Origin of the sequence: Pseudomonas sp. S32 (assembly GCF_016648095.1) — a bacterium.
Classification (GTDB): domain Bacteria; phylum Pseudomonadota; class Gammaproteobacteria; order Pseudomonadales; family Pseudomonadaceae; genus Aquipseudomonas; species Aquipseudomonas parafulva.
In genome coordinates, this window is the sequence record NZ_JACVVF010000037.1 from 1 (window position 1) to 11,788 (window position 11,788).

Here is an 11,788-nt window from a genome sequence, read left to right on the forward strand (position 1 = left end):
GCATCGCGAGCTGCGCTCGCTCCTACGTTTGTTTCGGGCCAATTAGGCCTGGGGCATTTGGGCGCCCACCATTATTCGAACAGTGCATCCAGCGCCTGCTCCAGCCGGGTGACCGCAATGACCTGCAGCCCGGCCGGTGCCTCCTTGGGGGCATTGCCCTTGGGCACGATGGCACGCTTGAAGCCATGCTTGGCCGCCTCTTTCAGGCGCTCCTGCCCACTGGGCACCGGCCGCACCTCGCCCGACAGGCCGATTTCACCGAATACCAGCAGGCCGTGGGCCAACGGCCGGTTGCGCAAGCTGGACATTACCGCCGCCAGCAAGGCCAGGTCTGATGCGGTTTCCAGCACCTTGACCCCGCCGACCACGTTGAGGAACACGTCCTGGTCGTGGGTCGGAATACCCCCATGCCGGTGCAGCACCGCCAGCAGCATGGCCAGGCGGTTCTGGTCCAACCCCAACGTGACCCGGCGCGGGTTGGCCAGGTGGCTGTCATCCACCAGCGCCTGCACCTCCACCAGCATCGGCCGCGTGCCCTCCCAGGTCGCCATCACCACACTGCCGGGTACTTCTTCCTGGGTGCGGTTGAGGAAAATCGCCGATGGGTTGGACACTTCCTTCAGGCCGCGGTCGGTCATGCCGAAAACGCCCAGTTCGTTGACCGCGCCAAAGCGGTTCTTAACCGCCCGCAACAGGCGCAGGCGGCCGTCGGACTCGCCCTCGAAATACAGCACCGTGTCGACCATGTGCTCCAGCACCCGCGGGCCTGCCAGCGAGCCTTCCTTGGTCACATGGCCCACCAGGAAAATGGCCGTGCCGCTCTGTTTGGCGTAGCGCACCAGCAATGCAGTACTTTCACGCACCTGGGCCACACCGCCCGGCGCCGACTGCAGCTGCTCGGTGAAGATGGTCTGGATCGAGTCGATTACCATCACCCGCGGTTTTTCCTGGCGCGCCGTGGCAATGATGGTTTCGATGCAGGTTTCGGTCATGACCTTGAGCTTGTCCTGGGGCAGCCCCAGGCGCCGCGAGCGCATGGCCACCTGCTGCTGGGACTCTTCGCCGGTGACATACAGCGCAGGCATGCCCACCGCGATGTTGCACAAGGTCTGCAACAGGATGGTCGACTTGCCGATACCCGGGTCACCGCCAATCAGCACCACCGAGCCGTCCACCAGCCCGCCACCCAACACGCGGTCCAGTTCGGTACTGCTGGTGGTGAAGCGCGGGATCTCTTCGACGCTGACTTCGGCCAGGGTCTTGATCTGCGCCTGCTGCCCGGTCCAGCCCGCACGCCCACTGCTTGGCGCTGCCGCACCCCCGCTTTCGATCATGGTTTCGACCAGGGTGTTCCAGGCCCCGCATTCGCCACATTGCCCAGCCCATTTGGGGAAGGTCGCGCCGCACTCGGTGCAACCATACATGCGCTTGGCCTTGGCCATGGGGAGTGTCTCCGGGTAAAAAAGCCTGAATGATAACGTAGCGAACGTGCCCTGGCGGGCCAGGGATGCGACAAAACTATTCGTTGCGACCGTAGTCACTACCCCTGAATGCAGCGCATGAAGCGTTTAAGTGGCTTACACTGCGTTTACCTCACCATTTGTTACAAAGGAATAGATACATGGGCATGATCAGTGAGTTCAAGGCCTTCGCGGTCAAAGGCAACGTCGTCGACATGGCGGTCGGTATCATCATCGGCGCGGCCTTCGGCAAGATCGTCTCGTCCTTCGTTGGGGATGTGGTCATGCCGCCACTGGGGCTGTTGATCGGCGGTGTCGATTTCAGCGACCTGGCCATCACCCTGAAAGCTGCTCAGGGCGATATCCCGGCGGTGGTGCTGGCCTATGGCAAGTTCATCCAGACCGTCATCGACTTCGTGATTATCGCCTTCGCCATCTTCATGGGCGTGAAGGCCATCAACCGCCTCAAGCGCGAAGAAGCGGTGGCGCCAAGCGTGCCGCCTGCTCCGTCGCCTGAGCAAACGCTGCTTACCGAAATCCGCGACCTGCTCAAAAACCGCCCTTGAGGCAGTACCCTGCGAGCGGCGCCCGCCGTTCGCAGGCAGTAATTACCAGTAGGTTTCCACCGCGACCTGGCCAGGGCGCTTGCTCAGGCTCAACTGCAGGTCGCGCGCCTTGAGCACCTTGCGCGTCTCATCGATCATCTCAGGGTTGCCGCACAGCATGATGCGCGAGTGCTCGGGTGACAGCGCCAACCCAGCTGCCCGCTCCAGCTCACCGTTCTCGATCAGGGTAGTGATGCGCTGGTCCAGCGCGCCGGGGTGCTGCTCGCGGGTGACTACAGGAATGAACTGCAGTTTGCCGGCGAACTCCGCCAGGTAATCACGCTGCTCAAGGGCGTTGATTTCATCGACGTATGCCAGCTCTTTGGCCTCGCGTACCGAATACACCAGCTTGATGTTGTCGAAACGCTCCCAGGCTTCGAAGTCCTGCAGGATCGACATGAACGGCGCGATGCCGGTACCCGTTGCCAACAGCCACAGGTCGCGCCCGCCGGTGAAGCGGTCAAGCGTCAGGAACCCGAATGCCTGGCGGTCTATCAACAGCGTGTCGCCTGCCCCCAGGCGGCTCAGCTCGCTTGTGAATTCGCCATCGGGTACTACGATGGAGAAGAAGTCGAGGTACTCGTCGTGCGGCGCGCTGACCATCGAATAGGCTCGCCACACCACACTGCCATCGGCCTTGCTCACCCCCAGGCGGGCAAACTGACCCGAGCGGAAGCGAAAGCCCGCATCGCGCGTGACTCGCAGGCTGAACAGGTTCGGCGTCAAAGGCTGAACATCGAGCAGGGTCTGACGAGTGAATTTCTCAGCGCTGGCGGTCATGTCGGGCTCCAAATGCGGGGTCCATACAGTGTCGCGCAAAGTAGTCTGGATAAAAACCACTGCTTTGTGGGGCCTAGTGCCGTTCGCGGCACATTCGGTCACAGAAAGCCCGCCTGCTATAGCCAAATGTACCAACGATGGGCTGAAACGTTTCCTACACTCAAACCGGCACCCATACGGATTGGGCTCCGATGCCCACTGGAGACTTCAGATGTTTCACTGGAAGCCAGAGCATCTTCACGCCTTTGTGAGCGAGCGCCACCCGCGGAAACTGTTCGATATCGCTGTGCACCTTACCCAGGATCTGGACTTCGACTACCTCGGCCTGAACCTGCGAATACAGATCGCCACCCAAACCCCGCACTTCTACCTCTATAGCAATTACCCGAGCGACTGGATCCTGTGCTACCAGGATGAAGACTTCTACAAGCAGGACAGCGCCAGTATCGCCAGCCACACCTCCACCACACCCGTACTGTGGACTGACGAACTCTACAAAGAAGCCCCTCATGTGCGCGAGGCGGCATGCCAGCATGGCCTTCGGCACGGCTGGACACAGTCACTTCACGACTTGCAGCACAACGAAAGCCAAATGAGCGTGGCCAGGCCCGCTGGCAGAATCGAAACGGCCGAACTGTACGACAAGGCGGGTAGCGTCCAGTGGATGTGCCACACCCTGCATGCGGTACTCTCCGAGCATCATCTGGATGCACTTTGCCCGCCTCAACCGAAAATGAGCGAGCGGGAGCTTGAGGTATTGAAGTGGTCCGCCGCCGGCAAAACCGCCGCCGACGTGGCCTGCATCCTGTCCCTGTCGCAAAGCACGGTCAATTTTCACATTCGCAGCGTGATCACCAAAACCAACGCGGCCAACAAGGCTGGCGCCGTGGCCATTGCAGCCCTGCGCGGCTGGATCTGACGTTCGAGCCTGCGACCTTCGGCAAAGCGCTGTAGAATCGCCCGGCAAAGCCCGCGGCGAACCGCAACGGGCAGATTCGTACCCGAGCCAGACGCCATGCCCTTGTTGACCACCCCTTTTGCTGCCCTCGACCTGATCCGTCAACCCGAGCAGGCCAACGACCCGCTGCAGGCGTTCGACGCCGCCGACGAATACCTGCTCGAGCAGTTGCACCAGCAGGCGCCCCAGGCTGGCTGGCGAGTGCTGGTGCTCAATGACAGTTTTGGCGCCCTGGCGGCCAGCCTGGCCGGCCATGTGCAGGTGGTCAGCAGTGGCGATTCACACCTGGCACACCTTGCCTTGGGCAAGAACCTGGTGCGCCGAGGCGTGTCATTCGACAGCGTACCGTTCATACCGGCCAGCGAGCATTGGCAAGGTGAATTCGACCGCGTGTTGATCCGTGTCCCCAAGACCCTGGCATTGCTTGAAGAGCAGCTGATTCGCCTGCAAGGCCACCTCGCCCCTGGCGCGCAGGTGATGGCCGGCGCCATGATCAAGCACCTGCCGCGTGCCGCCGGCGAGCTGATGGAAAAATACATCGGCCCAGTACAGGCCTCACTGGCGCAGAAAAAAGCCCGGCTGCTGACGGCAACCCCCGCACAGCAACCGCTCGCCTGCTCACCGTACCCCAGCCGTTACCGCCTGGAGGCACCGGCGCTGGAGCTGGTCAACCATGCCAACGTGTTTTGCCGAGAGGGGCTGGATATCGGCACCCGGGCATTCTTGCCTCACCTGCCTGGGAACCTGGGCAGCGCCCGGGTAGCAGACCTGGGGTGTGGCAACGGGGTGCTGGCCATTGCCAGCGCCATGGCCAACCCGGACGCGCACTATACCTTGGTCGATGAGTCCTACATGGCCGTACAGTCCGCGCAAGAAAACTGGCAGGCAGCCCTGGGCGAGCGCCCGGCCACGTTCCTGGCGGGCGATGGCCTGGCAGGGATCGACAAGCAATCCCTGGACGTTGTGCTGTGCAACCCACCGTTTCACCAGCAACAAGTGGTGGGTGATTTCCTGGCCTGGCGCATGTTCCAGCAGGCCCGCGAAGCGCTGGTAGTGGGTGGCGCGCTGTACATCGTGGGTAACCGCCACCTGGGCTACCACAGCAAGCTTGCCCGCCTGTTCCGCGGTGTGGAACAGGTGGCGGCAACGCCCAAGTTCGTCGTGCTCAAGGCGCGCAAATAAAGGTGCCGGGGCTGCCTGGCAGCCCCGGCAGCGCTCAGTGGGTGGTCAACCCGGCTGCGCTCATGAACAGCCGCATCACCCAGGCCGCCACACCCAGTGCCGCCACGCTCATCGCCCAGATGAGCAGCAGCCAGCCCAGGCGCTGCCACAAGGGTTTCTTCTGCTCCGCACCTTGGTTACTGGTCATTTTTCAGCCTCCTAGTGATAGCCCTGATCGTGAGTCACCTTGCCGCGGAACACGTAGTAGCTCCAGAAGGTGTAACCCAGGATGAAAGGCAGGATGAACAAGGTGCCGACCAGCATGAAGCCTTGGCTCTGCGGCGGCGCGGCGGCCTCCCAGATGGAGATGGACGGCGGGATGATGTTCGGCCACAGGCTGATGCCCAGGCCGCTGTAACCAAGGAAGATCAACACCAGGGTCAGCAGGAACGGCGCATAATTCGCGCTGCGCGCCACTGCCTTGAACAGCCCGTAGAAGGTCACCAGCACCAGCACCGGTACCGGCATGAACCAGATCAGGTTGGGCATGCTGAACCAGCGCTCGGCGATCTGTGGATAGGCCACAGGTGTCCACAGGCTGACGATGCCGATCACCGCCAGCAGCACCAGGGCCAACGGGCGGCCAAGGTTGTGCATCTGCTCCTGCAGCGGCCCTTCGGTCTTCATGATCAGCCAGGTGCAGCCCAGTAGCGAGTACGCCACGATCAGCCCCAGGCCACAAAACAGGCTGAAGGGTGTCAGCCAGTCCAGCGTACCGCCGGCGAAGTGGCGGTCCACCACTTTGAAACCTTCAATGAAGGCACCCAGCGCTACCCCCTGGAAGAACGTGGCCACCAGCGAGCCGCCAATGAAGGCCTTGTCCCACAGATGCCGGCGCTGGGCGCTGGCCTTGAAGCGGAACTCGAACGCCACGCCGCGGAAAATCAGGCCGATCAGCATCAGCATCAACGGCAGGTACAGGGCTTCGAGCACCACCGCGTACGCCATCGGGAAGGCACCGAACAATCCGGCACCTCCCAGTACCAGCCAGGTTTCATTACCGTCCCACACGGGAGCAACGGTGTTCATCATCACGTCCCGGTCACGCTCACCTTTAACGAAAGGGAAGAGCATGCCGATGCCGAGGTCGAAGCCGTCCATCACCACGTACATCATCACGCCGAAGATGATGATGACAGCCCAGATCAGTGGAAGATCGATACCCATGGCTCAGTTCCCCTTGCTCAGGTCTGCAGTGGCAGCATCACTGCTGTCGTCGGCGGCGGACAATGGCCGTGCTGGCGTACGTTGCTGGCCTGGCCCACCCGGGCGCGGCTGGTCCCCTTCACCGGTATGCGGCCCTTTGCGCACCAGGCGCATCATGTACGCAAAGCCGGTGCCGAACAGGGCGAAATACACCACCACGAAGGCCACCAAGGTGAAGCCCAGCTGGGTGTAGCTGTGGTTGGACACACCGTCGGCGGTGCGCATGACCCCATACACCACCCAGGGCTGGCGACCGATTTCGGTGGTGAACCAGCCGGCAAGAATCGCCAACAACCCGGACGGCCCCATCCAGGTGACGAAATGCAGGAACGGGCGCGAGGTGTACAGCTTGCCACCCTTGCGCAACCACAGGCTCCACAAGCCGGCGGCAATCATGAGCATGCCGAGCGCGACCATGATGCGGAACGACCAGAAGATGATGGTGGAGTTGGGCCGGTCTTCGGGCGGGAATTCCTTCATCGCCGGTACCTGCTGGTCCAGGCTGTGGGTGAGGATAAGGCTGCCGAGTACGGGTATCTCGACCTTAAAGCGAGTCGTTTCAGCCTGCATGTCGGGGATGCCGAACAGGATCAACGGCGTTGCCTCGCCCGGCTTGTTCTCCCAGTGGCCTTCGATGGCGGCAATTTTCACCGGCTGGTGCTTGAGCGTGTTCAGGCCGTGGAAGTCGCCGATCAGCGCCTGCACGGGCGCCACGATCAGGGCCATCCACATGGCCATCGACAGCATCTTGCGCACCGAGGGGTTGTCGCGCCCGCGCAGCAGGTGCCAGGCCGCCGAAGCACCGACGAAGAAGGCGGTGGCGACAAAGGCTGCCGTGGCCATGTGCATCAGGCGGAACGGGAACGAGGGGTTGAAGATGATCGCCAGCCAGTCCACCGGTATGACGCGGCCATCGATGATTTCGTGGCCCTGGGGGGTCTGCATCCAGCTGTTGGAGGCCAGGATCCAGAATGTGGACACCAGCGTACCGAGCGCCACCATGCAGGTGGCGAAAAAGTGCAGGCCACGCCCTACCCGGTTCCAGCCAAACAGCATTACGCCCAGAAAGCCTGCTTCAAGGAAGAACGCGGTGAGGACTTCGTAGGTGAGCAACGGCCCGGTGACCGAACCTGCGAACTCGGAGAACCGGCTCCAGTTGGTGCCGAACTGGTAGGCCATGACCAGGCCAGACACTACCCCCATGCCGAAGTTGACAGCAAAGATCTTCGACCAGAAGTGATAGAGGTCCCGGTAGACCTGTTTGTCGGTCTTCAGCCAAAGGCCTTCGAGCACGGCCAGGTAGCTTGCCAGGCCAATGGTGATGGCCGGGAACAGGATGTGAAAGGATACGGTAAACGCGAACTGGATCCGGGCGAGATCCAGGGCCTCTAGACCGAACATAATGCTTCCTCTTCAGGTAATCCGGCGATCGGGCCGGTGGCACCGTCGCCCCACTGCCCCCACGTAGTCGAGTACGGCGCGTTGGAATTGTTCTGTTCGATGTGCAGGGATTACGGCCAGAAGGCCGAACCGTCGCGGGATCGTTACGATTGCAACGATTGACCCAGATCAACGATATGCCTGCAAGCATAGCCCCGAAAGGCCCAACTGGCCGTGTGGTGGTTTGCCGCGTGACCGGTTGCCCCACCCCGGTTCCAAATGCGGCGGAAAAATGCCCGGGCGTGCAAACAGCAACCATTTGTTACAAACAGATGATAGGCTGCAGCCTTCCCCACGCGCCGAGGTCAAGGGTTCCGATGTCTGATTCTGCGCCGCAGTTGTTGCGCCATCACCGCCCTTTTCTGGCCTTCTGGCTGGCCAGGGTGTTTACCGCCAGCGGTTTCCAGATGCTCACCGTGGCCATTGGCTGGCACCTCTACCAGTTAACGGGCAACGTGTTGGACCTGGGGCTGGTGGGCCTGGTGGAGTTCGCACCCCGGGTACTGTTCATGTTGCACACCGGCCATGTGGCCGACCGTTATGACCGGCGCAAGGTGGCGGCCCTGTGCCAGAGCCTGCAGGGGCTGATCGCCCTGGCCCTGGCGGTGGGCAGCGCTACCGACCATGTCACCCGCGAACTGATCTTCGCCCTGGCCTTCCTGCTGGGGGCCACCCGCTCGTTCGAGATGCCCGCCACACAGGCATTGCTGCCCAACGTTGTACCGGCCGGGTTGTTCCCACGGGCCGTGGCAGCCTCGGCATCTGCGACCCAGTCGGCAACCATCGTGGCGCCTGCCGTGGGCGGTTTTCTCTATGCCTTTGGCAGCATTTGGGTGTACGGGCCAACGGTCGCCCTGTATGCCATCGCCTGCGTGCTGACCCTGAGCCTGCAGGCCCGTGGCCAGGTGGCCCAGCGCGGGCGCGCCAGCCTTGAGTCTTTGCTGGCAGGCATCCGCTTCATCCGCAGCCGGCCAGACATCCTCGGCGCCATTTCGCTGGACCTGTTCGCCGTGCTGTTGGGCGGGGCGACGGCACTGCTGCCGGTGTTCGCCAAGGACATCCTGCTGACCGGGCCAATGGGCCTGGGGCTGCTGCGCTCAGCGCCAGCGGTGGGCGCCTTGCTGATGTCGGTGTGGCTGGCCCGGTTCCCGTTCGAACGCAAGGTGGGGCGGACCATGTTCACGGCGGTGGGCGTGTTCGGCATGGCCACCATCGCGTTCGGCCTGTCCACCTCGTTCTGGTTCTCGCTGGCGGTGCTGGTGGTGCTTGGGGCTGCCGACATGATCAGCATGGTGATCCGCGGGGCGTTCGTGCAGCTGGAGACGCCGGACGAAATGCGTGGACGTGTCAGCGCAGTCAATGGGCTGTTCATCGGTGCCTCGAATCAGCTCGGCGAGTTCGAATCCGGGGTCACGGCGCACTGGTTTGGCACAGTGCCTGCCGTGGTGCTCGGGGGTGTGGGCACCCTGGTGGTGACGGGGGTGTGGATTAAACTGTTCCCGACACTGGCCAAGCGCGATCGCTTGCACGAGGGCTGAAGGGTTGGCCTGTACCGGCCCGATCGCGGGCACACGCCGTGCGAAACCCTTTCCCCAACGGCCATAGGCCCCCGCCTGGCATGCTGGTATGATGCGCGGCTTTTTTCCACCCCACACAAAACCACGGCAACCGGTACGGTCTGTGCTTTGCTGATGGGGTCGATACATTCATGGCGCCGGGGGCGCCTCGGGGAGCGGGCATGCTGGAAAGGCTGTTTCAACTAAAAGCACACAACACCAATGTGCGCACCGAGATACTGGCGGGCGTCACCACCTTCCTGGCCATGGCCTACATCCTGTTCGTCAACCCGAGCATCCTCGGCGAGACCGGCATGGATAAGGGGGCGCTGTTCGTCGCCACCTGCCTGGCGGCCGCCATCGGCTCCACCACCATGGGCCTGATCGCCAACTACCCGATCGCCCTGGCGCCGGGCATGGGCCTGAACGCGTTCTTCACCTACACCGTGGTGCTGCACATGGGCCACACCTGGCAGGTAGCCCTGGGCGCGGTGTTCCTGTCGGCGGTGATGTTCTTCCTGTTGTCGATCTTTCGCATCCGCGAGTGGATCGTCAACAGCATTCCGCTGCCCCTGCGCTCAGCCATCGCTGCGGGCATCGGGCTGTTCCTGGCACTGATTGCCCTGCATAACGCGGGGATTGTGGTGGATAACCCAGCCACGCTGGTGGGCCTGGGTGACTTGCGCCAGCCCGCGCCGATTCTGGCCACCCTCGGTTTCTTCCTGATCGTGGGGCTGGAAGCGCTGAAAGTGCGCGGCGCGGTGCTGATCGGCATCCTGGCGGTTACCGTGGCAGCCATTGCAATGGGCGTCACACCCTTTGGCGGGATCGTCTCCATGCCGCCTTCGCTGGCCCCTACCTTCCTGCAGCTGGACATCGCCGGCGCCCTGGACGTGGGGCTGGTGAGCGTGATCTTCGCCTTCCTGTTCGTCGACCTGTTCGACAATTCCGGCACCCTGATCGGCGTGGCCAAGCGCGCCGGGCTGATGGGCAAGGATGGGCACATGCCGAAGATGGGCCGCGCCCTGATCGCCGACAGTACCGCCGCCATGGCCGGTTCGTTGCTGGGCACCTCCACCACCACCAGCTACATCGAATCTGCCGCTGGCGTGAGCGCAGGTGGCCGCACCGGCCTGACTGCCATCGTGGTCGCCGTGCTGTTCCTGCTGGCGCTGTTCTTCGCCCCGCTGGCCGGCAGCGTACCGGCCTTCGCCACCGCACCGGCCCTGCTGTTCGTTGCCGTGCTGATGGCCTCGGGCCTGGCAGAAATCAACTGGGATGACGTTACCGAAGCCGCGCCGGTGGTGGTCACCGCCCTGGCCATGCCGCTGACCTACTCGATAGCCAATGGTATCGCCTTCGGCTTCATCGCCTGGACAGCCATCAAGCTGATCAGTGGCCGCCATCGCGACCTGAACGCGGCGCTGGTCATCCTTTCCATTCTGTTCGTCATCAAGCTGGGCTGGTTCAACGCATGAGTGCCGCTTTCGACCCCTCCTCCTACGCCAGCCAGCTGGACGCCAAGGTAGCCCGGCTGCGCGAGCTGCTGGCGCCCTTCAGCGCGCCGGAGCCTGCCGTTTTCGATTCACCGCGCGAGCACTACCGCCTGCGCGCCGAGTTCCGCCTGTGGCGCGAGGACGGCCAGCGCCACTACGCCATGTTTGCGCCCGGGGACAAGCACAAGGCGATTCTGATCGACGATTTCCCAATCGCCAGCCGCCCCATCAATGCCCTGATGCCTCGGCTGAAGGCTGCGTGGCAGGGCAACGAGGCGCTGGGCAACCGCCTGTTCCAGGTCGAGTTCCTGACCACGCTGGCCGGCGACGCGATGATCACGCTGTGCTACCACCGCCCACTGGACGATGCCTGGGAAGCGGCCGCCCGGCAGCTTGCCGATGAGTTGGGCGCCAGCATCATCGGCCGCTCCAAGGGCAAGCGCCTGGTCATCGGCCGCGACTATGCGATGGAGAAACTCGATGTGGCGGGCCGGGTGTTCAGCTATCGCCAGCCCGAGGGGGCCTTCACCCAGCCCAATGGCGCGGTGAACCAGAAGATGCTCGGCTGGGCGTTCGACGCCATGGGCGAACGCGAGGATGACCTGCTGGAGCTGTATTGCGGCAACGGCAACTTTACCCTGCCGCTGGCCACCCGCGCCCGCCAGGTGCTGGCGACTGAAATCAGCAAGACGTCGGTGAATGCCGCGCTGAGCAACCTGGACGAAAACGCTGTGGGCAACGTGCGCCTGGTGCGGTTGTCGGCAGAGGAGCTGACCCAGGCATTGAACGGCGTGCGGCCGTTCCGCCGCCTGGAGGGCATCGACCTGGGCAGCTACAGGTTCGGCACCGTGTTCGTCGACCCGCCGCGTGCCGGCATGGACCCGGATACTTGCGAGCTCACCCGGCGCTTCGAGCGCATCCTGTACATCTCCTGCAACCCGGAAACCCTGGCGCAAAACATCGCCCAGTTGCACGATACGCACCGGATCGAACGCTGTGCGTTGTTCGACCAGTTCCCCTACACCCACCATATGGAAAGCGGCGTATTGCTGGTTCGGCGCTGATC

The 11,788-nt window shown here is 63.1% G+C and carries 11 protein-coding genes; 6 read left to right on the forward strand and 5 right to left on the reverse strand.

Annotation, left to right across the window (positions count from 1 at the left end):
• Window positions 1-71: 71 nt before the first annotated feature.
• The gene (gene radA, locus IAE38_RS18040) at window positions 72-1,442 is read right to left on the reverse strand and encodes a DNA repair protein RadA (protein WP_028633319.1); all 1,371 of its coding nucleotides are present in this window, start codon (window positions 1,440-1,442) and stop codon (window positions 72-74) included.
• Between the two features lie 179 nt (window positions 1,443-1,621).
• Here radA and mscL point away from each other — a divergent pair, with 179 nt between their 5' ends.
• Entirely contained in the window at window positions 1,622-2,026 is a 405-nt protein-coding gene (gene mscL, locus IAE38_RS18045) for a large-conductance mechanosensitive channel protein MscL (RefSeq protein WP_060483036.1), read from the forward strand.
• A 42-nt stretch (window positions 2,027-2,068) separates the two neighbouring features.
• Here mscL and IAE38_RS18050 read toward each other — a convergent pair whose 3' ends face one another.
• Window positions 2,069-2,845 carry a ferredoxin--NADP reductase gene (locus tag IAE38_RS18050; RefSeq protein ID WP_201218512.1) on the reverse strand — a complete coding sequence of 259 codons (777 nt, stop codon included), beginning with the start codon at window positions 2,843-2,845 and terminating at the stop codon, window positions 2,069-2,071.
• Between the two features lie 211 nt (window positions 2,846-3,056).
• Between IAE38_RS18050 and IAE38_RS18055 the strand changes: the two genes are divergently transcribed.
• Complete coding sequence (locus tag IAE38_RS18055) at window positions 3,057-3,764, forward strand: autoinducer binding domain-containing protein (RefSeq protein WP_028633322.1); 708 nt, start codon at window positions 3,057-3,059, stop codon at window positions 3,762-3,764.
• A 96-nt stretch (window positions 3,765-3,860) separates the two neighbouring features.
• Window positions 3,861-4,985 carry a methyltransferase gene (locus IAE38_RS18060; RefSeq protein WP_201218513.1) on the forward strand — a complete coding sequence of 375 codons (1,125 nt, stop codon included), beginning with the start codon at window positions 3,861-3,863 and terminating at the stop codon, window positions 4,983-4,985.
• A gap of 34 nt (window positions 4,986-5,019) precedes the next feature.
• Here the strand turns inward: IAE38_RS18060 and IAE38_RS18065 are convergent, their stop codons facing one another.
• Genes IAE38_RS18065 through IAE38_RS18075 form a run of 3 tightly spaced genes read right to left on the reverse strand, consistent with a single transcriptional unit; the run spans window position 5,020 to window position 7,631 of the window.
• Window positions 5,020-5,172: a DUF2474 domain-containing protein gene (locus IAE38_RS18065; protein ID WP_033727993.1), complete on the reverse strand. Its 153-nt coding sequence runs from the start codon at window positions 5,170-5,172 to the stop codon at window positions 5,020-5,022.
• Between the two features lie 11 nt (window positions 5,173-5,183).
• Entirely contained in the window at window positions 5,184-6,191 is a 1,008-nt protein-coding gene (gene cydB / locus IAE38_RS18070; RefSeq protein WP_028633324.1) for a cytochrome d ubiquinol oxidase subunit II, read from the reverse strand.
• Window positions 6,192-6,194: 3 nt separating this feature from the next.
• Window positions 6,195-7,631 carry a cytochrome ubiquinol oxidase subunit I gene (locus IAE38_RS18075; RefSeq protein WP_201164564.1) on the reverse strand — a complete coding sequence of 479 codons (1,437 nt, stop codon included), beginning with the start codon at window positions 7,629-7,631 and terminating at the stop codon, window positions 6,195-6,197.
• A 356-nt stretch (window positions 7,632-7,987) separates the two neighbouring features.
• Here IAE38_RS18075 and IAE38_RS18080 point away from each other — a divergent pair, with 356 nt between their 5' ends.
• From IAE38_RS18080 to trmA, 3 genes are all read left to right on the forward strand, one after another.
• The gene (locus IAE38_RS18080) at window positions 7,988-9,208 is read left to right on the forward strand and encodes an MFS transporter (protein ID WP_201218515.1); all 1,221 of its coding nucleotides are present in this window, start codon (window positions 7,988-7,990) and stop codon (window positions 9,206-9,208) included.
• Between the two features lie 200 nt (window positions 9,209-9,408).
• Complete coding sequence (locus IAE38_RS18085) at window positions 9,409-10,704, forward strand: NCS2 family permease (protein WP_028633327.1); 1,296 nt, start codon at window positions 9,409-9,411, stop codon at window positions 10,702-10,704.
• The gene (gene trmA / locus IAE38_RS18090) at window positions 10,701-11,786 is read left to right on the forward strand and encodes a tRNA (uridine(54)-C5)-methyltransferase TrmA (protein ID WP_201218516.1); all 1,086 of its coding nucleotides are present in this window, start codon (window positions 10,701-10,703) and stop codon (window positions 11,784-11,786) included. Before IAE38_RS18085 ends, trmA begins: the two co-directional genes overlap by 4 nt.
• Window positions 11,787-11,788 lie beyond the last annotated feature (2 nt).